The sequence below is a fragment of the Erythrobacter sp. KY5 genome, from assembly GCF_003264115.1.
Classification (GTDB): domain Bacteria; phylum Pseudomonadota; class Alphaproteobacteria; order Sphingomonadales; family Sphingomonadaceae; genus Erythrobacter.
In genome coordinates this window covers 2,561,614-2,584,676 of sequence record NZ_CP021912.1, presented here as the reverse complement: position 1 = coordinate 2,584,676, position 23,063 = coordinate 2,561,614, and the positions used below count along the sequence as shown (strand labels likewise).

General features: G+C 60.5%; 23 protein-coding genes and 1 tRNA gene. 10 read left to right on the top strand and 14 right to left on the bottom strand.

What is annotated here, in order from left to right:
- Window position 1: 1 nt before the first annotated feature.
- The 5 genes from CD351_RS12340 to CD351_RS12320 all read right to left on the bottom strand — a co-directional run bounded on the left by CD351_RS12340 (window position 2) and on the right by CD351_RS12320 (window position 2,955).
- Window positions 2-439, bottom strand: a complete 438-nt coding sequence (locus CD351_RS12340; RefSeq protein ID WP_111992912.1) for a MucR family transcriptional regulator — start codon at window positions 437-439, stop codon at window positions 2-4.
- Between the two features lie 140 nt (window positions 440-579).
- On the bottom strand, window positions 580-1,029 hold the full coding sequence (locus tag CD351_RS12335; RefSeq protein ID WP_111992911.1) for a GNAT family N-acetyltransferase: 450 nt from the start codon (window positions 1,027-1,029) through the stop codon (window positions 580-582).
- Between the two features lie 29 nt (window positions 1,030-1,058).
- Window positions 1,059-1,688: a tRNA (adenosine(37)-N6)-threonylcarbamoyltransferase complex dimerization subunit type 1 TsaB gene (gene tsaB / locus CD351_RS12330; protein WP_111992910.1), complete on the bottom strand. Its 630-nt coding sequence runs from the start codon at window positions 1,686-1,688 to the stop codon at window positions 1,059-1,061.
- Window positions 1,689-1,741: 53 nt separating this feature from the next.
- Window positions 1,742-2,350, bottom strand: a complete 609-nt coding sequence (locus CD351_RS12325; RefSeq protein WP_111992909.1) for a malonic semialdehyde reductase — start codon at window positions 2,348-2,350, stop codon at window positions 1,742-1,744.
- Between the two features lie 23 nt (window positions 2,351-2,373).
- Window positions 2,374-2,955 (bottom strand): NifU family protein, encoded by a 582-nt coding sequence (locus CD351_RS12320; protein WP_111992908.1) that lies wholly within the window; start codon window positions 2,953-2,955, stop codon window positions 2,374-2,376.
- A 96-nt stretch (window positions 2,956-3,051) separates the two neighbouring features.
- Here CD351_RS12320 and CD351_RS12315 point away from each other — a divergent pair, with 96 nt between their 5' ends.
- The 7 genes from CD351_RS12315 to CD351_RS12285 all read left to right on the top strand — a co-directional run bounded on the left by CD351_RS12315 (window position 3,052) and on the right by CD351_RS12285 (window position 12,376).
- A complete protein-coding gene (locus CD351_RS12315; RefSeq protein WP_111992907.1) occupies window positions 3,052-6,054 on the top strand; it encodes a pitrilysin family protein in 3,003 nt (1,000 codons plus the stop codon).
- A gap of 136 nt (window positions 6,055-6,190) precedes the next feature.
- Entirely contained in the window at window positions 6,191-7,567 is a 1,377-nt protein-coding gene (locus CD351_RS12310) for a class II 3-deoxy-7-phosphoheptulonate synthase (RefSeq protein WP_111992906.1), read from the top strand.
- 78 nt (window positions 7,568-7,645) lie between these two features.
- Window positions 7,646-8,794 (top strand): diguanylate cyclase domain-containing protein, encoded by a 1,149-nt coding sequence (locus CD351_RS12305; RefSeq protein WP_162627713.1) that lies wholly within the window; start codon window positions 7,646-7,648, stop codon window positions 8,792-8,794.
- Between the two features lie 57 nt (window positions 8,795-8,851).
- On the top strand, window positions 8,852-10,165 hold the full coding sequence (gene egtB, locus CD351_RS12300; protein WP_111992904.1) for an ergothioneine biosynthesis protein EgtB: 1,314 nt from the start codon (window positions 8,852-8,854) through the stop codon (window positions 10,163-10,165).
- Window positions 10,166-10,170: 5 nt separating this feature from the next.
- Window positions 10,171-11,157: an L-histidine N(alpha)-methyltransferase gene (gene egtD, locus CD351_RS12295; RefSeq protein WP_111992903.1), complete on the top strand. Its 987-nt coding sequence runs from the start codon at window positions 10,171-10,173 to the stop codon at window positions 11,155-11,157.
- Between the two features lie 46 nt (window positions 11,158-11,203).
- Window positions 11,204-12,163 carry an NAD(P)/FAD-dependent oxidoreductase gene (locus tag CD351_RS12290; RefSeq protein WP_111992902.1) on the top strand — a complete coding sequence of 320 codons (960 nt, stop codon included), beginning with the start codon at window positions 11,204-11,206 and terminating at the stop codon, window positions 12,161-12,163.
- Window positions 12,164-12,166: 3 nt separating this feature from the next.
- Complete coding sequence (locus CD351_RS12285; RefSeq protein ID WP_111992901.1) at window positions 12,167-12,376, top strand: DUF5522 domain-containing protein; 210 nt, start codon at window positions 12,167-12,169, stop codon at window positions 12,374-12,376.
- Between the two features lie 27 nt (window positions 12,377-12,403).
- Here CD351_RS12285 and CD351_RS12280 read toward each other — a convergent pair.
- From CD351_RS12280 to yghU, 3 genes are all read right to left on the bottom strand, one after another.
- Window positions 12,404-12,478, bottom strand: a tRNA-Gln gene (locus tag CD351_RS12280).
- Window positions 12,479-12,532: 54 nt separating this feature from the next.
- Window positions 12,533-13,912 carry an MFS transporter gene (locus CD351_RS12275; protein WP_162627712.1) on the bottom strand — a complete coding sequence of 460 codons (1,380 nt, stop codon included), beginning with the start codon at window positions 13,910-13,912 and terminating at the stop codon, window positions 12,533-12,535.
- Between the two features lie 95 nt (window positions 13,913-14,007).
- The gene (yghU, locus tag CD351_RS12270; protein WP_111992899.1) at window positions 14,008-14,874 is read right to left on the bottom strand and encodes a glutathione-dependent disulfide-bond oxidoreductase; all 867 of its coding nucleotides are present in this window, start codon (window positions 14,872-14,874) and stop codon (window positions 14,008-14,010) included.
- Window positions 14,875-14,973: 99 nt separating this feature from the next.
- Here yghU and CD351_RS12265 point away from each other — a divergent pair, with 99 nt between their 5' ends.
- Together CD351_RS12265 and CD351_RS12260 are read left to right on the top strand one after the other, a co-directional pair.
- Window positions 14,974-16,005, top strand: a complete 1,032-nt coding sequence (locus CD351_RS12265; RefSeq protein ID WP_369880379.1) for a DNA topoisomerase IB — start codon at window positions 14,974-14,976, stop codon at window positions 16,003-16,005.
- A 56-nt stretch (window positions 16,006-16,061) separates the two neighbouring features.
- Window positions 16,062-18,125: an NAD(+) synthase gene (locus tag CD351_RS12260; protein WP_111992897.1), complete on the top strand. Its 2,064-nt coding sequence runs from the start codon at window positions 16,062-16,064 to the stop codon at window positions 18,123-18,125.
- Window positions 18,126-18,186: 61 nt separating this feature from the next.
- Here CD351_RS12260 and CD351_RS12255 read toward each other — a convergent pair whose 3' ends face one another.
- The 3 genes from CD351_RS12255 to CD351_RS12245 form a co-directional block, all read right to left on the bottom strand.
- Window positions 18,187-18,615: a DoxX family protein gene (locus CD351_RS12255; RefSeq protein WP_111992896.1), complete on the bottom strand. Its 429-nt coding sequence runs from the start codon at window positions 18,613-18,615 to the stop codon at window positions 18,187-18,189.
- A 30-nt stretch (window positions 18,616-18,645) separates the two neighbouring features.
- Window positions 18,646-19,236, bottom strand: coding sequence for an FMN-dependent NADH-azoreductase (locus CD351_RS12250; protein WP_111992895.1), 591 nt, complete (start codon window positions 19,234-19,236; stop codon window positions 18,646-18,648).
- A 78-nt stretch (window positions 19,237-19,314) separates the two neighbouring features.
- Window positions 19,315-20,016: a pirin family protein gene (locus tag CD351_RS12245; RefSeq protein ID WP_111992894.1), complete on the bottom strand. Its 702-nt coding sequence runs from the start codon at window positions 20,014-20,016 to the stop codon at window positions 19,315-19,317.
- Between the two features lie 122 nt (window positions 20,017-20,138).
- On the opposite strand from CD351_RS12245, the gene CD351_RS12240 reads away from it, so the two are divergent.
- Window positions 20,139-21,032: a LysR family transcriptional regulator gene (locus CD351_RS12240; RefSeq protein ID WP_111993745.1), complete on the top strand. Its 894-nt coding sequence runs from the start codon at window positions 20,139-20,141 to the stop codon at window positions 21,030-21,032.
- Here CD351_RS12240 and CD351_RS12235 read toward each other — a convergent pair.
- The 3 genes from CD351_RS12235 to CD351_RS12225 are packed head-to-tail and all read right to left on the bottom strand — an operon-like array spanning window position 21,029 to window position 23,061.
- The gene (locus tag CD351_RS12235; RefSeq protein WP_111992893.1) at window positions 21,029-21,418 is read right to left on the bottom strand and encodes an STAS/SEC14 domain-containing protein; all 390 of its coding nucleotides are present in this window, start codon (window positions 21,416-21,418) and stop codon (window positions 21,029-21,031) included. The two genes, CD351_RS12240 and CD351_RS12235, sit on opposite strands and share 4 nt — an antisense overlap.
- Before the next feature lie 46 nt (window positions 21,419-21,464).
- Entirely contained in the window at window positions 21,465-22,130 is a 666-nt protein-coding gene (locus CD351_RS12230) for a glutathione S-transferase (protein ID WP_111992892.1), read from the bottom strand.
- Entirely contained in the window at window positions 22,123-23,061 is a 939-nt protein-coding gene (locus tag CD351_RS12225; RefSeq protein WP_111992891.1) for a rhodanese-related sulfurtransferase, read from the bottom strand. Before CD351_RS12225 ends, CD351_RS12230 begins: the two co-directional genes overlap by 8 nt.
- Between the last annotated feature and the right edge of the window lie 2 nt (window positions 23,062-23,063).

The window sequence follows — 23,063 nt, the reverse complement described above, 5'->3', positions numbered from 1 at the left end:
CTTACTTGGTCTTTCGGCGACCGCGCCCGGTGCCAGGCTTGCGGCCGAGGCCGATCTTCTTGGCGAGATCGCGGCGCTTTTCGGCGTAGTTGGGCGCAACCATCGGATAATCCGAAGGAAGTCCCCAGCGTGCCCGATACTCTTCGGGCGTCATGTCGAAATTGGTGCGAAGATAGCGCTTCAGCATCTTCAGCTTCTTGCCGTCTTCGAGGCAGACGATGTAGTCCGGTTTTACCGACGCGCGAATGGAAACGGCAGGTTCTGGCCGCTCTTCTTCGACGACGCTTTCTGTACCAAGGCCAGACAAAGCACCATAAACATTGGTAATCAGTCCGGGTACGGCATCGACGTCTACGTTGTTGTTACTCAGGTGAGCAGCGACGATGTCGCTGGTCAGAGTTATCAGAGTCTCTTTCATCTCCATGTCCAGGTCTTGCATAAGTTCCTCGTTTTTCTTGTCATTCGGATTTTTCCGATCACAAGCGCATGGCGCAGGAAGACAGTCTTTGCAAGACGCGCTCTGACGAATTGTCACCTTAATGGGTGGATTTCAATGCTTATTGGACCAATGCCAATGCTTTAGAGCGACCGACCGAAAGTAATCGCGTCAACTCGTTCACCATTTGAAAGCCGGTAATAGTTACGGCGCTGGCCGATCGGTTCGAAACCGACCTTCTGATAAAGGTGGACTGCGGGGTTGCCGCGCCGCATTTCGAGGAAGATGCGGTTCACACCCCTGGACTTCGCCATGTCGAAGAAATGCTGCATCAATTTCTCGCCAAGGCCGCGACCCCTCATTTCGGGCGTCACCGCGATGAGCAGCAATTCCTCCTCATCGGCAGCGAAGCGAGTGAGCACAAAGCCGGCCGGGTGCTGCTTCGCCTGACCGCACGGCCCGCTCTCGATTGGATCGCCGTCACTGTCGAGCACCAGAGCATGTGTCGAAGGCATTGCGAGCGCGTCGCTCACCTGGCGACGGTTCCACGCTTCTCCGTAAACCGGGTCAAACGCTGCCTCCATGATCGTCATGATTCGAGCGATCGTGTGAGGGCAGGGCGTCACGGCGCAGCCTGCTTTTGCGGTTTGGCGTCAGGCGCGCGGCCATAGATCGGCGTGAGATCGGATGTGAGCCAGTTGTCCGGCAACAGATGAACATTGCGCGCATCAGGCAAAAGGTTGAGCGCAGTGTGCTCATTATCAAGAAGAGCGGCAAATTCTTCGGCGCGATTGCCGGCAATCGACGGTCTTGCCCCGCGCTCGCTCGCTTGCTGCGGAGTTAGCGAGCGGACGCCTCCCATTGCCTCTTTCGAAAAGTCGGCAACGAACCATTCGCCGTGCCCGCCATTCATGCACACAGTGACCGGATTGTCTGTATCCTGCACGGCGTGCGCTGCAACAAGGGCAAGGGTGGGGTAGCCATAGACGTCGGCACCCCAAGCAAATCCTAGCGCCCTTGCGGCGGCGATGCCGATCCTGACGCCGGTGAAACTGCCGGGACCAAGGGACACCAGGATGCGTGACGCACGCCCGTGATCGGGCAATGCTTCGATCATTGGAATGAGGCGCTCGGCGTGGCCACGGCCCAGCACGCGGTGATCGTGCGCAATCAGCTCACCGCCCTCATAGAGCGCGATCGAACACGCCTCGCTGGCGGTCTCAATAGCAAGTGTGCGCGAGGGATCCTGCATGCGGCCTCGCCCTGCCTCAGGGCGAGCCGCGCTGCAAGCCGTTCAGCTCAAAATTACACGATCTGGTTGAACTTGTCGAAGTCCGGGCGCGGCGAGCGGTCGAAAATGCTGTCCGGATCGCCATAGCCGATCGAGCAAAGGAAATTCACCCGGTGACGAGGGCTGTCTGCGAAATACGCGTCGTTGACCTTGTCCGCATCGAAGCCCGACATGGGACCGCAATCGAGGCCCACGGCGCGCGCTGCGAGGATCAGATATGCGCCCTGAAGCGAGGAGTTGCGAAACGCGCCTTCCTTGCGGCCTTCTTCGTCACCTTCGAACCAGCTCTTTGCATCGGCATGCGGGAAGAGCCATGGCAGCTCCTCGTGAAAGTCGATGTCGTAGCCGATGATCGCGGTAACAGGTGCTGCCTTGATCTTGTCGCGGTTGCCTTCCGAAGCAAGACCGGCAAGGCGGTCCTTCTCTTCCTGGCTTTTAACCCAGACGATCCGCACAGGCTGCATATTAGCCGAGGTCGGAGCCATCTTCATAAGGTCCCAGATGACCTTGAGCTGGGCATCCGATACCGGCTTGTCGAGCCAGCCATTATAGGTGCGCGCGTCGTTGAAAAGCTGGCCGAGGACGTCGGCGGACAAGACGTTGTCGTGATATTGAGTAGGCATGAGTGTCCTTGAAGCTTGAGAGTTTAGGCGGCTCTCACTTCAACGACTTCGGGCACATAATGTTTCAAGAGACTTTCGATGCCGTGCTTGAGCGTCGCTGTGCTTGAAGGGCAGCCAGCACAGGCGCCTTGCAGCGTCAGATAGACGACGCCGTCAGAAAAACCGCGATAGGCAATGTCGCCTCCGTCTCCGGCAACTGCGGGACGAATACGGGTTTCAAGAAGCTCGTTGATCGAGGCGATGATCTCGGCATCTTCTTCGCGATCCTCGACCGCCATCTGTGTCTCTTCGGGCGGAACCGTAATTCCATCTGCACTGCCGCCGGTGAACAGGGGCGCTTCGGAGACAAAGTGGTCGAGGAGGATCGCGTGAACCTGTGGCTTCAATGCGCTCCAGTCGACGCCCGGCGCAGCTGTGACGGTCACGAAGTCCCAGCCGTAAAAGACATTCACGACCTCACCCGTGTCGAAAATCGCCTGGGCCAGCGGGCTCGCTTCGGCAGCCTCGGGAGAGGCGAATTCGCGCGTACCAGAAGGCATGACGGTGCGCCCGGGCAGGAACTTGAGGCTCGAAGGGTTCGGTGTGGTTTCGGTTTCGATGAACATGACCGTTAAATAGGCTCAGCTGCGCTCCGCTACAAGCAAGCGATAGTTTGGTCACATTCACTGGTCCTTCACCCGTCGCATCCCTATAGAGTAGTCATGAAGAAGTTTGTCCGGGCGCTTGCTGCCGTTTCCCTGATCGCTGTTCCTACCGCCGTTGCTGCGCCGCTCTATGCGCAGGAGGCGCCTGCAGAGCCGGAAATTCCCGCTCCGCAGGCACTTCAGTCCGACAACGAAGGGCCCTGGCTCTACGAAGACAGCAACGTTCCCGTCGACGAGGAATGGTACTGGGGCGTCATGGATAATGGCCTACGCTACGCGGTTAGGCGCAATGGCGTACCGCCGCGCCAGATTGCGATCCGGGTTCGCGTGGACGCCGGCTCTCTTCACGAAACCGACAGCGAACAAGGCTTTGCCCACCTTCTCGAACACCTGCTTTTCCGGGAGAGCAAATATCTCGGGCAAGCTGAGGCTATTGCCGCCTGGCAGCGCCTGGGCGCCACGTTCGGCGCTGATGCCAATGCCGAAACGAGCCCGACGCACACTGCATACAAGCTCGACATTCCCGACATCAATCGCGCCAAGCTGGACGAAAGTTTCAAGCTGCTTTCCGGCATGATCCGCGAGCCGGTGCTTAACGACGCGAATGTCGCGGCAGAACTTCCTATTGTGCTCGCTGAAAAGCGCGAGCGCGGCGGCGCTGCAGAACGCGTGGGCGACATCACCCGCCGCACCTTCTTTGCACGGCAAAGGCTTGCCACGCGCAATCCTATCGGCACGGTCGAAACGCTTGAGGCTGCGCGCGGCGACAGCGTCCGGTCATTCTACGATCGCTGGTATCGCCCTGAAAAGACGGTGATCGTCGTCGCAGGCGATGCCGATCCGATGGTGCTCGCCGGGCTGGTCGAGAAATGGTTCGGGGACTGGGAAGGCGCAGGCGAGGCAGGCGTTGCGCCCGATTTCGGAGACCCGTTGCCGCCAGAGGGCGCCCCGATAGCGGCGGGAACGGAGCTTCCGATTGGCGAAGTTAGCGCCGCGGTCGAACCTGATCTTGCGCGCACTTTCACATACGCAATCATGCGTCCTTGGCGCAAAGTGGACGATACGATCGTCTACAACGAAGGCCGCTTGCTTGACGCGCTTGCTCAGTCGATCATCAATCGCCGGCTCGAAACGCGCGCGCGGGCAGGGGGCTCATATCTCTTTGCGCAAGTTCAGCAGGACTATGTCTCGCGTTCGAGCGATGCGACATTCGTAAGCTTTCGTCCGTTGACAGAAGACTGGCGAGCGGCGCTGGCCGACGTGCGCGGTGTGATTGCCGATGCGATCGAAAACCCGCCGACGCAGGAAGAGATCGACCGCGAGGCTGCTGAATTCGATGTCGCGTTCGTGAATTCGGTTGAGCAGGCCCCGGTGCAGGCTGGCCGCGATCTGGCTGACAACCTCATCAACGCCGTTGACATTCGCGAAACCGTCGCGAGCCCGCAAGTGGTGCTCGACGTTTTTCGCGGCATGCGAGCACGGATGAACCCGGAGGAAATTCAGGAGCGCACGCGAGGCCTTTTCAGCGGCAACGTAGTGCGTTCGGTTTATGTGACCCCGGCAATCGGTGAGGCGGATGAACGCGCATTGCAGCTGGCACTGGCAAGCGAAGCGCTGGTCGATTCAGGAGCCCGGCTCGCTGCCGAGAGTATTTCCTTTGACGAACTTCCTCCAATCGGTGAGCCCGGAGCGATCACAGAGATTGGACCGCTCGGGATCCTTGAGGTTGAACAGGTCAATTTCGACAATGGCGTGCGCGCGCTCCTGTGGTCAAACGACGCCGAGCCTGGCCGTGTGACGGTCAAGGTTCGCTTTGGCGCAGGCTACCGCGCATTCGACGAGGCGAGCGCGGTCTATGCGCCCATCGGGCAAATGGCGCTGGTCGGGTCTGGCCTTGGTGAACTGGGCCAGAACGAGATCGACCGTCTGGCAACGGGCCGCAAGCTCGGCTTCGATTTTGGGATCGACGACGCGGTCTTCACCTTCACCGCGCAGACCCGGTCTGACGACGTTGCAGACCAATTGTACCTTTTCGCAGCGAAGCTCGGCATGCCGCGCTGGGATGCTGATCCGGTGATCCGCGCAAAGGCAGCAGCGGAGCTTGCCTATAACACCTATTCGACGAGCCCCGGCGCGGTACTCAACCGTGACCTCGAATACATTTCGACCGATAGCGACCCGCGCTTTGCGACACCGACTCCCGAAATGCTCGAAGGCGTGACGCCCGAGGGATTTCGCGAGGTCTGGGAGCCGCTCCTGAAGCAGGGACAGATCGAAGTGTTGGTGTTCGGCGAATTCGACCGCGACGCGATTATCGAGAAACTGCGCGTGACCTTTGGCGCACTGCCAGAGCGCGCGCCGATCGACCCGGTCGTCGCAGCGCGCGTTCCCGGCTTCCCCGAAGCGTCGAATGCGCCGACTGTCCTGACCCACCGCGGCGATGCCAATCAGGCCGCCGCCGTGGTCGCATGGCCAAGCGGCGGCGGGATGGCGAGCATCCGAGAGGCACGCCAACTCGAAATCCTGATCCAGGTCTTCAACAACCGTATGCTCGAAGCCCTGCGCGAACAGGCTGGCGCCAGCTATTCGCCGCAAGTTTTTTCCGACTGGCCGACCGATATCTCGGGCGGTGGTCGGATCGTGGCTCTTGCCCAGCTTGAGCCTGACTTTGTACCCGTGTTCTTTGCTGAAGCCGACCGGATCGCAGCCGACTTGGCCGCGAGCCCGCCGAGCGCCGATGAGATCAACCGCGTGACCGAGCCGCTCAGCCAGCGTATCCGCCGCGCTTCGACCGGGAACCAGTTCTGGCTCTACAATCTCGAAGGGGCGACCAGCGACCCGGCCCGTGTCGAATTGCTGCGATCGCTTCTGAGCGATTACTCGCAAACGACACCGCAGATTATGCAGTTTCTTGCGGATCGCTACTTCTCCCAAGGCGCGCCCTTGAAGCTGGCAGTCATTCCTGAAGGTCAGGAACTCGCCGAAGGTCCGCCAGCGCCGCAACAACCGGTCGATGCAGGAGCCCCGGCAGTGCGCGCGGTGCCGACTTTCGGGAGATAAGAACTTTCGTGATCGGATAAAGCGATCGCCAAGGCCGTGAAACAAAGTTGTCGCAAACCGCTTCTTGGCTTTACATATAGAACCAGCGCGCCTAGTCCGCGCGCCCGCAGACGTTAGAGAAGAATCGAGAATACCCGTGGCCCAGAACTGGAAGCCTGAAAGCTGGAAAGAGCACGAGGCGCGGCATTTGCCGCACTATGAGGACCCCGCCGAACTGGCCGAGGCTGAGGCGACGCTTGCTGCTTATCCGCCGCTGGTGTTCGCGGGAGAGGCGCGTGCGCTCAAGGCTGACCTTGCGGACGTTGCGAACGGTCATGCGTTTCTTCTCCAAGGCGGTGACTGCGCCGAAAGCTTTGCCGAATTTCACCCCAACAACATTCGCGACACATTCCGGGTGATCCTGCAGATGGCGGTCGTGATGACCTTTGCCAGCAAGCGGCCGGTTGTGAAGGTCGGGCGCATGGCTGGTCAGTTCGCCAAGCCGCGCTCCTCGCCAACCGAAACCCAAGGCGATGTCACCTTGCCGAGTTACCTCGGCGACAACATCAACGGGATCGATTTCGACCCCGTGCAGCGCCGCAATGATCCGGCCCGCATGGTTCGCGCCTATTCGCAGGCTGCCGCAACGCTCAACCTGCTGCGCGCGTTTGCAGGCGGGGGATACGCAAATCTTCGTCAGGTCCACCAATGGACGCTCGATTTCATGGGCCGCACGCCTTGGGCCGAAAAGTTTTCCGAGACCGCTGACCGGATCGGCGAAGCGCTCGACTTCATGGAAGCCTGCGGCGTCGACCCTGCGACCGTCCCGCAGCTTCAGGGCACCAGCTTTTACACCAGCCATGAAGGGCTGCTCCTGCCTTACGAACAGGCGATGACCCGGCAGGACTCGCTCACGGGCGACTGGTACGCAACATCGGCGCACATGCTCTGGATCGGCGACCGCACCCGGTTTGAAGGCAGCGCTCATATCGAGTTTGCACGCGGCATCGGTAATCCGCTTGGCATGAAGTGCGGCCCCAGCCTTGAGCCGGACGCGCTGTTGAAACTGCTCGATGAACTGAACCCGGCGCGTGAAGCCGGAAGGATCACGCTCATCAGCCGTTATGGCCATGACAAGGTCGAAGACGGCCTGCCCAAGCTCGTGCGCGCCGTGAAGCGCGAAGGCCATCCCGTCGTCTGGTCGTGCGATCCGATGCACGGCAACGTCATAAAGTCGGAAAGCGGTTACAAGACGCGTCCGTTCGACCGCATCCTTTCCGAGGTGAAGGGCTTTTTCGCCGTGCACCGCGCTGAGGGCACGCATCCAGGTGGCATCCATGTCGAGATGACCGGTCAGGATGTGACCGAATGCGTTGGCGGGGCTGTCGCAATCACTGACGATGCTCTTGGCGATCGGTATCACACCCATTGCGACCCGCGCCTCAACGCGGAGCAATCGCTGGAGCTGGCGTTCACCCTCGCAGAAATGCTGAACGAGGAAGCCACCACACAGCGCACTGCGGACGCTGCCTGACTACCAATCGGTACGTAGCCGCACGTGGGGCTGCGTTTCCTGATAATCGGAAATCTTTGCCTAGAGGCGATGCCAACGATGTTGGTCGTCTCTCTCATCCTGCCCGGTCGCGAACTGGGAACCTTGCCGACGCTTGATGCGCTGGCGCTTGATGCACATGCATCGAATTGGCTGGTCGCAAACACCGTTTCTCCGTCTTCGACCTCGCTCTTGATCGCCTGCATGCTTCTGGCTGTCATCGCACTGGTCGCGGTTTCCAGCACGATTGCGAACAGGCGCCAGGTGCGTTCGATCGCACGCGAGGCACGCGCCCGGTCCGAGACTATGCGCGAATTGCTTCGCACGATGCGGATGGCGGAATGCATCGCGGGGATCGGGGTTTGGGAGTATGATTGCCGGGCCGGTGTTCAACATTGGTCCGATGGCCTCAAGCGCCTCTTCGGTATCAGTGCCGATGCAGAGTTGACGCCAGGCGATGCCGAGACGCTGCTGTTTGCAAACGGCGCGGATCTCGTCAGTCAGATCAGGGACCATTTCGATAAGGTCGGACCCTATGGCCTGACGCTGCAAATCTACGGTTTCGATGGCGTCGAACGCAGCCTGCTCGTGGAGGCGTGCAACCTTCGCGGCGCAGACGGGTCAGTGCAGCGGGTTGTGGCGGTCGTTAGAGAGCGAAAGGCAGGCAAGGAGGCCGTTCGCCCCGGTTTGCGAACATCCTGCCCCGCGCCTGTCGCTGCTGCTGAAATGCGCGGCACTCTCTCCGCCGTTCGCGATCGCGGTGCCATCATGCGGGCTCTCGACCGATTGGTCAGGGATGCTCGTGCTGGCAAACATTCCCTCGTCATGGTGATGTTCGACGTCAGGATCGCGAGCAATCCGGGCGAAGTCGCGCGTTCCGTCACGTTACGGGAACTGGCCGATACGATCGCTCAGATTACTCACGGACAATCGCGACCCGATGAGGTCATAGGCAGGTTGGGCGATCAGGAATTCGTGTGGTTGCTTCCCCAGATATCCGAGAATGCCGCCAGAGTTCACGCGAACGCCTTGCGCCGGGCGATAGAGAACCAATACCGATACGGCAGCGCGCGTTTCAGCATGGGTGTCGCCGCTCTACAGCCTGGCGACAGCGCGCTTTCTCTTATCGCTCGCGCCGATGATGCCATGAATGCCGTAAGCCATCCTGAAGCCATCAAGGTCGAAGTTCCGACAAGAGTGTCGCACTGATAAGACGGACAAAAGTGTCAAGAAACCAACCACTCAACGCTTTTCTTTGAGTTCGCGATGCGCCATGGAGGTGCGCGGACGGACCCGAAAGGGAGGAGAACGTTGGCTCCAGGCCGGCATCAGGTAGCATCCTCGAATGAGGCGCATGGCAATATCGCGCAGGGCTTTGCGCGCACCCGCTCTCTTATGGAAGCGGTCGCGCAGCCGCTCAGCGATGCCGACGCCAGCATTCAATCCATGCCTGACGCGTCACCGGCAAAGTGGCATTTGGCGCACACGACATGGTTCTGGGAGACGTTTCTTCTCAGAGAGCATCTGCGCACGTATCGGCTGCACAATGAAGAGTGGCCGTTTCTTTTCAATTCCTATTACGAGGCCGAAGGCGCACGCATCGCGCGCGGATCACGAGGGATGTTGTCGCGTCCCAGCCTGCAGGAAATCCTCGACTGGCGCGCCGTGGTAAATGCAGCGATGGAGCCGCTTTTTGAGCGCGAAGAGCTCTTTGGTCTGATTGCGCTCGGCATTGCGCACGAACAGCAGCATATCGAGCTGCTTTTGACCGACATAAAACATGGTCTGTTTCAAAACCCCCTGGGCCCCGAAATGTGGGGCACCGATCGGGAGGAGTCCGCGCCAAGCGGTGAGTTGGGTTGGCATAAGCATCCAGGCGGCGTTGCTATTATCGGGCATGATGGCGACGCATTCGCTTTCGATAATGAAGGGCCACGACACCGTGTGCTGCTCGAACCTTTCGCTTTGGCGGACAGGCTGGTCACCAATCGCGAATGGTCGGAATTTATCTCCGACGGCGGATATCGCGATGCGTCGCTCTGGCTTTCGGATGGCCTTGCATGGGTTAGAGAAAACGGCATCACGGCACCTTTGTACTGGCGCGGTGCGGAACAGTTCACCCATTCCGGATGGCAAGGCCGCGACCCAGATGCTCCGGTCACTCATATCTCCTACTATGAGGCCGATGCCTTCGCGAGCTGGGCTGGAGCAAGATTGCCGACCGAATTCGAATGGGAAGCAATCGCGCGTGGGCAGGACGAGGAAGGCTCGCCGCGAACGCACGATCCGGCGGCGGGCAATCAGCTTGACGGTGCCGAGGCACCCTTGCCATCGGGCGGCGCTGACCTTTTCGGCGATTGCTGGCAGTTTACCCGGTCTGCCTATCTGCCGTATCCGCGCTTTGAGCCTGCATCGGGCGCAGTCGGTGAGTACAATGGCAAGTTCATGAGCGGTCAGTGCGTGCTCAAAGGCGCAAGCTGCGCCACCGTGCGCGGCCATTCGCGTGCATCCTATCGCAACTTTTTCTACCCCCACCAACGCTGGCAGTTCACAGGACTGAGACTGGCAAAGGACATCTAGTTCCCATGACTACAAGCCAAGGGCTCAAGCTCGTCGATCTCGATGAAACAGGGGTCGACAATGCGTTCCGGGCGGATGTGCTCGCAGGGCTTTCACAGGAGCCGAAGGCTGTTCCTGCGCGCTGGTTCTATGACGAAGCCGGTTCCAAACTGTTCGAGAAGATCACCCAGCTTCCCGAATATTATCCGACGCGGGCCGAGACCGAGATCCTGACCGATCGCGCAGACGAGTTTGCAAAATTGATCCGGCCCGGTTCGACGGTGGTAGAGTTCGGGTCGGGCTCTTCGGTGAAGACACCACTCCTGCTGTCCGCGATCGAAGCATCGGCCTATGTGCCGCTCGACATTTCGGGCGACTTTCTTCGGGCAAGCGCTGCCGATCTGGCGAAGAAGTTTCCGGGCCTTCCGGTGTATCCGGTCGAGGCTGACTTCATGCGCCAAGTCGAACTCCCCCAAGAGGTCGCAGACCTGCCCAAGCTCGGTTTCTTTCCGGGTTCGACGATCGGCAACATGGTCGCGCGCACTGCGGTCGATCTCCTGCGCTCAATGCGTGAGACGCTGGGCGTGGGTGCGCAGCTTCTGATCGGCATGGACCAGATCAAGGAGCAAAGCGTGCTGGTCTCCGCCTATGACGATGCAGCCGGTGTGACGGCGGCATTCAACCTCAATCTCGTTGCCCGCATAAACAGGGAACTTGGCGGTACTATTCCTGAAGAGGCGCTGACGCATGAGGCGCGCTGGAACGATGATTTCGCGCGCATCGAAATGCATTTGGTGGCGACCCGTGACATCACCTTCGAAGTCGATGGCAAGAGTTTTGCGATGCACGAAGGCGAGAGCATCCACACCGAAAACAGCCACAAGTTCAATCGCCGCACCTCAAACATGCTGCTTCTTGCCGGGGGGTGGGAGCCGACCAAGCGCTGGCTCGATAAGCAGGGGCGCTTTTCGCTGATGCTGGCGGAGGCCCATGCACCCCGGTCAGCACCATAGGCTTTTAGCCCTTGAAACCGCCGGCGCTTTCGGGCGTTAGGGGCGCATGAGCACACACCATTGCGAAATTCTGATCATCGGCGCGGGAATGGCGGGCCTTGCCTGCGCGAAGACGCTGTCCGAGGCAGGCCGCAAGGTCAGCATTCTCGACAAGGGCAGGGGGCCGGGCGGCCGGATGGCCGCGCGTCGGGCAGAGGTCGCAGGCGATGTTTTGTCCTTCGACCACGGTGCGCAGTACTTCACGGCCCGCGATCCGCGCTTTGCCGGTGTCGTTGCCGAATGGGAACGGCTCGGCGTGGTCGCTCGCTGGGATGGAGCAGGATCTGACGATGCATCGTTCGTCGGCGTTCCCGGTATGAATGGCCCGATCCGCGCGCTGGCCCATCCGCTCGACGTTCGTTGGAATACTAGAGCCGAAGCGATCACCCGCACCGGCGAAGGATGGCGTGTCGATGCAGGGTCGGAGAGCTTCACAGCATCTACCGTTCTCATCGCAGTACCGGCGGAGCAGGCGGCTGAGTTGCTGGCCACACCAGTGCCTGATTTTGCGCAGGTTGCGGCAGAAGTACAGTCGCAGCCCTGTTGGGCGGTGATGGCTGCTTTCGCTGAAGGATTGGACGTAGAAGCGGACAGTATTCGAGACGATGACGCTCCCGTCTCCTGGGCGGCGCGGAACAGCGCTAAACCAGATCGCACCGGGCGCGAAACCTGGGTCTTGCACGCCTCACCAAAACGCAGCCGCGAGATTATCGACCTTCCCAAAGAGGAAGTCGGACCGCTTTTGCTGGGCGATTTCTTCGACCAGACCGGCGCGCAATGTGTCGCCCCCATCCATCTCGCGGCGCATCGCTGGCTTTACGCCATGCCAAGGCCTGTCGAAGGCGAGGCGGCACGATTTGATCGTGATCGCGGTATCGGGATAGCAGGCGACTATCTACATTCTCCGCGCGTCGAAGGAGCGTGGATTTCAGGCCGTGCGCTCGCGGATAAAGTGCTCTCGGAATAGAGCATGGCGCAAGCTCCCAAAACCGGATCGAAACCCGCATGGCAGGCGCTGCACGAAGCGGCGTGTGCACGAGGTGAGCGCAAGTATACCGACCCGGATACCGGTTACGTCGTGTTCACGAGGCTCGCTCATCTGGAGCGCGGCGAATGCTGCGGTTCCGCCTGCCGCCACTGTCCCTATGGCCACGAAAACGTGCCGCCTGAATGGCAGTGATGCATCACGGCGTCGATTGTGAGAGAGTGGCTGGGGTGGCAGGGATCGAACCTGCGAATGGCGGTACCAAAAACCGCTGCCTTACCACTTGGCTACACCCCAGCAGGAGGCGCGGATATAGCGGCCCCGGCACAAATGTGAAGGGCTTTTGAAAGGTTATTGCGAACGCTGACGCCTCACGGCCAGATCGCGCTCGACTTCGTCCATCACCGAGTGACTGAGCCGGTAGAAAACCATCGCCACACCGGCTGGCAAGAGTGCGAGCGCAGGCAGTATCGCAAAGGCAAAGTTGATACCCGCAAGCGCCTCTGCGCTTTGTTCGCCCTGTGGCACAAACCCTGTCAGTTCAAGAGCGATGCCGGGAGCGAATGCTCCCAATCCGGTGCCCACCTTGACCCCGAAGATTGAGGCGGAAACGGTGAGGCCGGTCATCTGCTGGCCGGATTTCCAGTCGATGTATTCGGCGATATCCGTGAACATCGAGAAGGACAGCACCATCAGGAACCCAAAGCCCAGCCCGACAAAGTACTGGGCGAGCGTCTGAGGCCAGATTGCATCGAGCGGTACCATCGCAAATGCGGTAATGCCAACCACTTTGATTGCTCCTCCAGCGAGGATGAGGTGCGATTTTTCAAACTTGCGCTGAAGCAGAAAGCCAAGGATGACGCCGCTGACCTGTCCCACCGCAAGGGCGGTGAGAAACAGGCCGAAGCGGTCGAGGAACAGGAAGACCGGCGTTCCGTCATCTCCCGCAACATATTTGAAGAAGAAGCGTGCCGTTGATGCTCGGCTCGCAATTGAGAGCACTCCGAACACCGCAGCGACGACCACGCAGATCCATGCGCCCGTGCGGAACAAGGTGGCAAGGTCGCGCCTGATCGCGGTATTGGTGGGGACAGCGGGAATGCGCTCCTTCGTCGTAGCAAATGTCACTATGTAGATGACGACTGAGACTGCGGCGAAGACGCCCATGGTGACCATGATACCGGTGCGTTCGTCATCTCCGCCAAACTCACGGATCAGCGTCGTGGCGAGCACGCCAACCACGATCCCGGCAAGGCCTGAAAAGAACATGCGATAGGCGGTAACGTTGGCGCGCTGTTTTGCCGAAGGCGAGATCACTCCGAGCAGCCCCGAATAAGGGACGTTGACCGCAGTGAACGCCAGCATGGTCAGGCCATAGGTGATATAGGCCCAGACCAGCAGCCATCCGGTCGACATGTCAGGCGCGGCGAAGATCGCGAAGCCCGTTAGGCCAAACGGCAGGGCGCCGAACAGCAGATAGGGACGATACCGTCCCCAGCGAGTGCGCGTGCGATCTGCGATCACACCCATGACCGGATCGGTGACAGCATCGAATACGCGCGACAACAGCAGCATGAGCGCCATGGCTGCAGGCGCCACTCCACCCAGATCGACGAAGAAATAGAGAAGATATGCGCCGAAGAAATTGAGATAGAGGCCAGAGGGAAGATCGCCCACCCCATAGCCAAGCTTCTCGCTCAGGCTAATCCGCTCATGCGCCTGTGCGCTCAAAATCTTCTCTCACTCACGAACGTAACAATGGGCTGGAAGCGCGCTGACTACCAGCCCAATTGTGAGGTTGTCCGACGAGTTTCGATGCCCGTTTGTCAGAACGTGAAATCGAGGTTCTTGCCTTCGAAATCAGCTGGCGAATGGCGTTCGGCCAGTTGCTGATCCTCATCGCCCCAGACCTTGTTGACGAGACGGCCGCGCTGGACGCCCGGACGCTGAGCAATCTCACGCGCCCAGCGGCCAACGTTCTTGTATTCGTCAATTGACAGGAAGGTCTTGGCTTCGTTGTAGATTGTTCCAGCAACAAAGGGGGCGAGCCATGGGAAGTTTGCGATATCTGCGATGGTGTATTCGTCGCCCGCAAGGAAGCGCGTCTTGCCAAGCTGCTGGTCGGCGACATCAAAAATGCGCTTTGTTTCCATCGCGTAGCGGTTGATCGGATATTCGTACCTTTCAGGCGCATAAGCGTAGAAATGACCGAAACCGCCGCCGATGAATGGCCCGGTTCCCACCTGCCAGAACACCCACGAAAGCACTTCGGCGCGCGCGGCGGGATCGGTGGGCAGGAACTCGCCGAACTTTTCGGCCAGATAGACAAGGATCGCGCCGGATTCGAACACGCGAATGTCGTTGTCGCCGCTTGCGTCGACCATGGCGGGAATTTTCGAATTCGGATTGATCTCTACAAAGCCGCTGGTGAACTGGACGCCTTCGCCGATGTTGACGGTGTAGGCATCGTATTCTGCGCCTCCGTGCCCTTTTTCGACGAGCTCTTCCAGCATCACGGTAGCCTTCACGCCGTTGGGCGTCGCAAGCGAATACAGCTGCAGCGGATTGTCGCCGCGCGGCAGAGCCACTTCTTCGCGTGCGCCAGCGGTGGGGCGATTGATATTTGCAAACTTGCCGCCGCTTTCGCTGTCATAGGTCCAGACTTCAGGCGGTGTGTAGGTAGGATCGGCCATTTCGTTCTCCTTTTCTCAAGGAAGGGATTTGTCGTTGCGTTCCTCTGACCGATCAATTGGAGGCTTAAAGCATTCGCCGCAAGGTGGAACCAAGGACACGTGCGGCGCATTTCCTTTGGCATGGAGAAGCTTATCTATGTCGATGATGCGCAGCCCGGCATTACGCGAAAGGGTGCAGGCAGGGGCTTCGCCTATTATTCGCCGGCTGGCGAGCTCATCCGTGACCGCCGCGAACGAAAGCGTCTGAATGCAATCGCATTGCCGCCAGCCTATCGCGATGCCTGGTTTTGCCCGCAAAGCACCGGCCACATCCTGGCGACCGGTTACGACGATGCTGGTCGCAAGCAGTATCGCTATCACCCGTTTTTCCGCCTGATGCGCGAGAGCGACAAGTTCGATCGCTGCGAGGAATTCGGCAAGCGCCTTCCGGTGATGCGTCAACGCGTGGCGCGCGACATCGAAGGCACTGCCGCAACGCGCGAGCGAGTGCTCGCCGCGATAGTGCGGCTGCTGGATATGGGCTTTGTTCGCATCGGGAATGAGGTTTACAAAAAGACCAATAAATCCTTCGGCGCCTCCACGTTGCGCGACGAGCACGCGACCATCTCCGGAAGCACTGTCGAGCTTTCCTATACTGGTAAGGGCGGCAAGGACCGGCGGGTCCTTTTGGAAGACGAGGCACTTGCACGCGCGGTCGAAGATGCGCGCGATGTGCCGGGGCCGCACCTTTTTCAATATTACGATGATGACGGCAATCGCCACGCACTGACAAGCAGCGACGTGAACGAATATCTTCGCGAAAACATGGGCGAGGAGTTCTCGGCCAAGAACTTTCGCACTTGGCACGCCAGCGTCCTTGCCTTCGTGCAGATTGCCGAATCCAAACAGCGCCCAACCATCAGTTCGGTATTAGACGAAGTCTCCGAAAAGCTCGGCAACACGCCTGCGGTGGCGCGAAACAGCTATATTCACCCCGCTGTCATCGACATCCTCTCAAGAGATGGCGCGTGGGAGGATTGGCGAGCGAGCCTGTCGATACCTCGGCCCGCCAAGTTTCTGACCCGGCACGAACGCGGCCTGCTGGAGATGCTGGAGAAGAGCCCTGAGGCCGCCGAACTGCTAACTGCCTAGAGTATCCGGAAGATAGCGGCTAGAGCACAGCTCAAACGCAGCGGGAGCAGGGCGCAATGGCCGATACACCTCACCCCTTTTACGACATGCACGCCCATGGCTTCGTTCGCGTGGCGACCGCGACGCCATGCGTCCGCACGGGGGATGTGGCTTTCAACGTGCAGGGCATCCTTGCCGAAGCGCGAAAAGCGCATGAGCAGAATGTCGATCTCGTGGTGTATCCCGAACTGTGCGTTTCGTCCTACGCGATTGACGACCTGCACTTGCAGAATGCGATGCTCGATGCATCAGAGGCGGCGCTTGGCACGATAGCCGAGGAAAGCCGTGACCTGGCCCCGGTGCTCGTGGTCGGCGCACCCTTGCGGCGCAATTCCAAGATCTACAACTGCGCCATCGTCATCGCGCGTGGCGAAGTGCTTGGCGTGATACCGAAGAGCTATCTGCCGAACTATCGCGAGTTCTATGAAAAGCGCTATTTCGCGCATGGCCGCAACTGCCAGGATCTGTGGATCGGCGTAAACGGCGAAGAAGTGCCGTTTGGTACCGATCTTGTCTTTGCCGCGTCGAACCTGCCGGGCTTCACTTTCGGCGTCGAGATTTGCGAGGACTTCTGGGCACCAAACCCGCCCGGCACTCTCGCGGCGCTCGCAGGGGCTCATATCCTTTGCAATCTTTCGGCATCGCCAATCACAATCGGGCGCGCCGACGATCGGCATCTGCATTGCCGCTCATCCTCATCCCGCTCGATCTGCGCTTATGTTTATTCGGCCAGCGGGCACGGCGAAAGCACGACGGATCTCGCGTGGGATGGTCAGGGCGTCATCTATGAGCTTGGCGGACTTCTTCGCGAAAGCGTCCGTTTCGATCTCGATCCTGAGCTTTGCGTGGTCGACATAGACACCAACCGTATTGCCGGCGAGCGGATGCGCAACCAGACATTCAGCGACGCAGCGGAGGCGCACGGGCGACCCGAGGACAGCTTCCGGCGCGTCGTGTTTGACCATGAATTCGCCGAAGGCGACATCGGGCTCGAACGTCCTGTGCGCCGCTTCCCGTTCGTACCCAACAATCCCAAGACGCTCGACGAGGATTGTTACGAAGCATTCAACATCCAGGTCGACGCGCTCATGCGCCGTATTCAGGCGACTAAGGCAAAATCGCTGGTGATCGGGATTTCCGGCGGCCTCGACAGCACGCACGCGCTGATCGTCGCGGCCAAGGCGTGCGATCGGCTTGGCCTGCCACGCAGCACCATCCGCGGCTATACCATGCCCGGCTTCGGCACTTCTGAAGGCACGAAGGGCAATGCCTGGAAGCTGATGGAGGTCTTCGGCATCACTGCCGAAGAAATCGACATCAAACCTGCTGCGCGTTTGATGCTCGAAGATATGGGCCACCCGTTTGCCAATGGTGAGCCTGTCTACGATGTCACCTTCGAGAACGTTCAGGCGGGCCTTCGCACGGATTACCTGTTCCGCCTCGCAGGCCGGCATCACGGCTTCGTTATCGGCACCGGCGACCTGAGTGAACTCGCGCTCGGCTGGTGCACCTACGGCGTGGGCGACCACATGAGCCATTACGGCGTCAACTCAGGTGTGCCCAAGACGCTGATCCGGTATCTGATCCGCTGGACGGTGGAGACAGAGCAATTCCTCCCGGTCTGCAGCGAAGTACTGATGAGCGTGTACGACACCGTCATCTCACCAGAACTGGTACCCGCTGGTGAAGACGGTGCGATACAGGATACAGAAGCGCATATCGGCCCCTATGAGCTGAACGACTTCTTCCTGCACCACTGCGTGCGCTATGGGCAACGGCCCGGCACGATCGCCTTCCTCGCGTGGCATTCGTGGCGCGATGCCAAGGCCGGAGAATGGCCCGCCGGGTTCCCGGATAAGCGCAAGAACGAATATTCGCTCGCCGAGATTGCCGACTGGCTGGAAGCGTTCCTCAAGCGATTCTTCGGGTTCTCGCAATTCAAACGCAGCGCTTTGCCGAACGGGCCGAAGGTCTCCTCGCAAGGCGCTTTGAGCCCGCGCGGCGACTGGAGAGCGCCGAGCGACGCGGTGGCCGATGTGTGGTTGGATGAGCTGAAGGCGAGTTTGCCCGACAAGCTCTGACGCAAGAGAGGGCCGGAGCGCCCAACGAGGCTCCGGCCCTCTCTAGTCGGCAGCGCAGCGATCAGCCGCGGTCGAGCGAGTACCGGCCCGCACCGAAGGCAGCGATCGCGAACATTCCGCCTGCAATCGCAAGGTTCTTGAGGAACATCGTGATCTCGATCTGCTGCGAGAAGTCGTTGTGGAAGATGACGGCGGTAAGCACTGTGAAGGTGCCCATGGCCAGAGCGACGTGGCGAGCCCTGAACCCAATGGCGAGCAACAGGCCGCCCCCGATTTCGAGCGCTATTGTCCCGAAATACATGAGTTCGGGAAAGGGAAGCCCGACCGAGCCGATATATCCGACGGTTCCTTCCATCGCGCCGATCTTATTGATCCCGGCAAGCACGAAAAGGAGCGCGAGGAGCAGCCGGGCGAGCAAGGCAAGCACATCCTGCATTGAGGTGGAAGCGGGGTTCGCGGCGGCGATATCTGGTTTTGCAATCGTGGACATTGTCATTCTCCCTGATCCTTGAATTGGTGCTCAGACCATCTCTTCGATGCGTTTCTTGGCAGCTTCGATCTTCTCGGGACCGTCGCGGCCCATGATACCGTCAGCGGCGACGATCTCGACATCGGAAATGCCGAGGAAGCCGAGGAAGAATGTGAGCCAGCTCGACATGAAATCCATGCCCGACCCGATCGGCGTTCCACCAGAAGCGCCTGCGATATAGGCCTTCTTGCCTTCGAGCAGACCGACCGGACCCGTCTCGGTGTACTTGAAGGTAATCCCGGCGCGCGCGACGAGATCGGCCCAGGCTTTCAGGGTTGCAGGAACTCCGAAATTGTAGACGGGCGTGGCAAAGACGATCATGTCCGCCGCTATAAGCTCCTCGATCAGCGTGTCGGCCAGTGCTGCGAGTTCCTGCTGCTCGGCGGAACGCTCTTCCCTGCTGGTGAGGCCTGCGTTGAACAGCTCCCAGCTTTGGAAGGGGATATCGTTCCTGGCGAGGTCGCGCGTGGTCACGCTTGCGCCGCTCTTGTCGGCGAGGCGGCGAACAAGCTTGTTCCCGAGAGTGCGCGAGACGCTTTCGTCGTCACGAATGCTGGCGGTGATATGGAGGATGTTCGACATGGCATAACGCTCCTTTGGATGTGACGAGAGGTGGGGCCGACCGCGGGGGGAGGGCAGTCGGCCCCGGAGGGATGTTGATCAGGCGGCGTCGACCAGAACGACTTCGCTGTCTTTAAGCGCGGTGACAGTCACGCTTTCGAGCTGTGTGATGGCGACACCGTCACGCGCGTTGGCCTCTACACCGTCAATCTGGACCTTTCCAGTCGCAGGGACGAGGTAGAGGTGTCGATCAGCCGACGCCGGGGTATAAGTCACACTCTCACCTGCCTTGATGGTCGCGCCCAGCACGCGTGCATCGGTGCGGATAGGCAGCGCGTCGTTGTCGTTGGCCGAACCGCTCGCGAGTGGAACAAAGGCACCGGCCCGGTCGCCTTTCGGAAACGCACGGGCACCCCAGCTGGGTTCGCCGCCGCGCTCCTCGGGGATGATCCAGATCTGGAAAATCTGGGTATCGGTGTCCTCAAGGTTGTACTCTGAATGCCGCACGCCGTTGCCAGCGCTCATGACCTGGACATCGCCCGCTTCGGTGCGGCCTTCGTTGCCCATGCTGTCGCGGTGGGTAATGGCACCTTTGCGGACATAGGTGATGATTTCCATGTCGTTATGCGGGTGAGTGGGGAACCCTGTGCCCGGCGCGATCGTGTCATCGTTCCAGACCCGAAGACTGCCCCAATGAACGCGTGCCGGATCGTGATAACCGGCAAACGAGAAATGGTGGTGAGCATCCAGCCAACCGTGATTGGCAGCGCCGAGGCTCTTGAAGGGACGAAGTTCGATCATCGTTTGTCTCCTGTTCGAGGAAGAGCGTGTCGCTCTGTTGAAACGAGAGATAGGCGCGTCGGGTCGGATGGATAAGTGCGATAAAACTTGCAGAGATGTTCGAACTATCCGAACATTGGCAAATGAAACTCGGCGATCCCACCCTCGATCATCTGCGCATATTTCTCGCGGTCGTTGAAGAGGGAAGTTTTGGCGGTGCTGCGCGGCGGATGAACCGTGCGGTCTCCGCCATAAGCTATGGCATCGCGCAGTTGGAAGCGCAGCTTGCGGTGATATTGTTCGACCGCGAGGGATCGCGCAAGCCGGTGCTCACCCCCGAAGGCGAAGGTCTGCTGGCAGAGGCCCGCGCGGTTTCCGACGACGTTGACGCGCTGCTCGCGAAGACGCGGAGTTTGCATGCAGGCCTCGAAAGCAATCTCGGCCTCGTGATCGACGTGATGATGCCGGGCGAAGTGACTGCGCGTGTCCTCTCCGATTTCCGCGCGATGTTCCCCACGGTCGCCCTGCGGTTGCGCGTTGAGGGGCTGGGCGCGGTGGCGCAGTGCCTGCTCGATGAAGACGGTCAACTTGCCATCGGCGGCCCGATCATCGGTGAAGACCCCCAGCTTGAACGCCAGGCGGTCGGCAACGTCGATCTCATCCCGGTCGCCGCTCCCGGGCATCCCCTGAGTGCGCCCGATGTCGCGCCTGGTGAGAGCCGCAAGCATCTGCAACTCGTGCTTTCCGACCGTTCAAGCCGGACCGAGGGGCGCGAATTCTCGGTGCTCAGCCCGCTGACGTGGCGGCTGGGCGATCTCGGGGCGAAGCACTCGCTGCTCAAGGAGGGGCTGGGTTGGGGCAACATGCCGCGCGAGATGGTCGCAGGCGATCTGGCTGAGGGGCGGCTGGTCGAGCTCGATCTGCCAGAGAAGCCCGGTGATCAATACACTCTCTATGCGCTCTGGCGCCGCGACACGCGGCTGGGCCCGGCGACAAGCTGGCTGATTGATGCGTTCAGAGAAAGGCTGGCGGCTTAGGCGACCACTTCGTTGCGGAGCCAGAAGATGGCATCCGCCTTGTTGTCGAAGATCTCGACGGTAATGCCTTCGTTGACCCGGCGGTATTGCAGCGCTGTCAGCTTGGTGTCTGTGATGATCGCGGTGCGCTCGACGCCAAGCTTGCGCGATTCGTGGACGATCTTCTCGATGCGCTGCGCAACCGGTCTGGTCTGGGCGACGAAGCCGGTCAGATCGCCGAACACGCGGATTGGACCGCCGCTTTTCACCAGAGGCATCCCGGCGGCGGAGAGGTCGGCGGTGAAGCGGTCGAGGGTTTCGATATCGAACAGTCCGCTCATCGCGAAGTGGACCTCCCGATTGTCCGGAAGGGCGGTCACGGAATATGTGGGCGTGAGGCTCTTCATTATGCGGCTATCGCAGGTGCAAGGTTAATGTCGCGATTACAGCGTTCTAGCGACTTTGCCGTAGGGGGGCATCGCCCGATTTCCAGGGTGTGAATTTGGGCATGATGCTGGCGAAGAGATCGGAGGCGAGGTGCCCTTCGAGCCAGCGCTGGAGATGTGGCAGATCAAGCGCGTCGAACCAGTTGCGATCGTGGTTTGCGAATTGCCGGACGAAGGGGAAGAGCGCGATATCGGCCAGAGTCCGACCGTCACCGCAAAGCTGTGACGTTTGGCCGAGCCGCTCATTCCAATCCTCGAGAATGGCCAGCCCTTTGGCACGGTGATGCTGGCCGAAGGCCTTTTCGTCCCCGTCGTTCTCATCGGGGTATCGCACGGGGTATTTGTAGCGGTCGAGCGCATGTTTGAACGGCCCGTCTGCCTCCGCGATGAGGTCGGCATCGTCTCCCGACAGCCAGCCTTCCGGATCGCTGCGGTGAAGCGCCCACCGCATGATCGCGATGCTTTCGTCAATCACCAGGCCATCGGGCAGGACCAGCACCGGCACGGTCGCCTTGGCCGACGCCTCGATCAGTTCGGGCGGCTTTTCGGCAAGCTTGACCTCGCGCAGCTCCACCGTTTCGCCTGCGATCCACAGCGCCATGCGCGCGCGCATCGCGTAGGGGCAGCGGCGGAAGGAGTAGAGGACCGGGAAGGGGGGCGGCGCTTCAGTCATCCTCGGTATCGAACGTCGCGCCAACATGGCTGGTTCCGCGAGCCTTGGCGATGGCTTCCTGCCGCTGGCGCTCGCGATAGCGTGCGCGCTGCTCCTCGGTGCGTTCATCGAAGCAGGCGGGGCAGGAGACGCCTTCCTCAAAAGCGGGTGAGGCGCGGTCCGAGAGGCTGACCGGGCGGCGACAGGCGCGGCACAGCCCGTATTCGCCTGTCGCAAGGCCGTGGCGGACCGTCACGCGTTCATCGAAGACGAAGCAGTCGCCCTGCCACCTGCTCTCTTCTTCGGGCACCTCTTCGAGGTACTTGAGGATGCCGCCTTTCAGGTGGAAGACATCCTCAATCCCCTCGGCCCGCAGGAAGCTGGTCGACTTTTCGCAGCGTATGCCGCCGGTGCAGAACATCGCGACCTTCTTCTTGCCTTCGAGCAGTTCCTCGCGGTGGGTGCGGAACCATGCAGGGAAGTCGCGGAAGCTGGGGGTCGCGGGATCGACCGCGCCTTCGAAGGTGCCGACCGCGACCTCATAGTCGTTGCGCGTGTCGATCACGAGCGTGTCAGGGTCTGAGATGAGCGCGTTCCAGTCCTGCGGATCGACATAGCGCCCGACGCTTTGCGTGGGGTCGATATCGGGTTCGCCCATGGTGACGATCTCGCGCTTGAGCCTCACCTTCATGCGGTTGAAGGGCATCTCGGCAGCGGCTGAGAACTTGACGTCGAGCTCGGCGCAGCCGGGCAACGAGCGGATATGGTCGAGCACAGCGGCAATCGCATTGTCGGTCCCCGCTATCGTGCCGTTGATGCCCTCATGGGCTAGCAGCAGCGTGCCCCTCACCCCGACCTCACGACAAGCGGCCAGCAACGGTTCACGCAGGGCGGCGGGGTCTTCGAAAGGCGTGAAGCGGTAGAGCGCGGCGACCGTGATCGCGTCAGTCATGG

Coding starts and splice junctions, on each gene's coding strand:
- CD351_RS12315 (WP_111992907.1), top strand. CDS start 3,052: ATGAAGAAGTTTGTCCGGGCGCTTGCTGCCGTTTCCCTGATCGCTGTT.
- CD351_RS12245 (WP_111992894.1), bottom strand. CDS start 20,016: ATGATCGAACTTCGTCCCTTCAAGAGCCTCGGCGCTGCCAATCACGGT.
- egtD (WP_111992903.1), top strand. CDS start 10,171: ATGACTACAAGCCAAGGGCTCAAGCTCGTCGATCTCGATGAAACAGGG.
- CD351_RS12340 (WP_111992912.1), bottom strand. CDS start 439: ATGCAAGACCTGGACATGGAGATGAAAGAGACTCTGATAACTCTGACC.
- CD351_RS12290 (WP_111992902.1), top strand. CDS start 11,204: ATGAGCACACACCATTGCGAAATTCTGATCATCGGCGCGGGAATGGCG.
- CD351_RS12335 (WP_111992911.1), bottom strand. CDS start 1,029: ATGACGATCATGGAGGCAGCGTTTGACCCGGTTTACGGAGAAGCGTGG.
- CD351_RS12230 (WP_111992892.1), bottom strand. CDS start 22,130: ATGACTGAAGCGCCGCCCCCCTTCCCGGTCCTCTACTCCTTCCGCCGC.
- CD351_RS12325 (WP_111992909.1), bottom strand. CDS start 2,350: ATGCCTACTCAATATCACGACAACGTCTTGTCCGCCGACGTCCTCGGC.
- CD351_RS12285 (WP_111992901.1), top strand. CDS start 12,167: ATGGCGCAAGCTCCCAAAACCGGATCGAAACCCGCATGGCAGGCGCTG.
- yghU (WP_111992899.1), bottom strand. CDS start 14,874: ATGGCCGATCCTACCTACACACCGCCTGAAGTCTGGACCTATGACAGC.
- CD351_RS12255 (WP_111992896.1), bottom strand. CDS start 18,615: ATGTCCACGATTGCAAAACCAGATATCGCCGCCGCGAACCCCGCTTCC.
- tsaB (WP_111992910.1), bottom strand. CDS start 1,688: ATGCAGGATCCCTCGCGCACACTTGCTATTGAGACCGCCAGCGAGGCG.
- egtB (WP_111992904.1), top strand. CDS start 8,852: ATGCGCCATGGAGGTGCGCGGACGGACCCGAAAGGGAGGAGAACGTTG.
- CD351_RS12305 (WP_162627713.1), top strand. CDS start 7,646: ATGTTGGTCGTCTCTCTCATCCTGCCCGGTCGCGAACTGGGAACCTTG.
- CD351_RS12320 (WP_111992908.1), bottom strand. CDS start 2,955: ATGTTCATCGAAACCGAAACCACACCGAACCCTTCGAGCCTCAAGTTC.
- CD351_RS12225 (WP_111992891.1), bottom strand. CDS start 23,061: ATGACTGACGCGATCACGGTCGCCGCGCTCTACCGCTTCACGCCTTTC.
- CD351_RS12240 (WP_111993745.1), top strand. CDS start 20,139: ATGAAACTCGGCGATCCCACCCTCGATCATCTGCGCATATTTCTCGCG.
- CD351_RS12260 (WP_111992897.1), top strand. CDS start 16,062: ATGGCCGATACACCTCACCCCTTTTACGACATGCACGCCCATGGCTTC.
- CD351_RS12250 (WP_111992895.1), bottom strand. CDS start 19,236: ATGTCGAACATCCTCCATATCACCGCCAGCATTCGTGACGACGAAAGC.
- CD351_RS12235 (WP_111992893.1), bottom strand. CDS start 21,418: ATGAAGAGCCTCACGCCCACATATTCCGTGACCGCCCTTCCGGACAAT.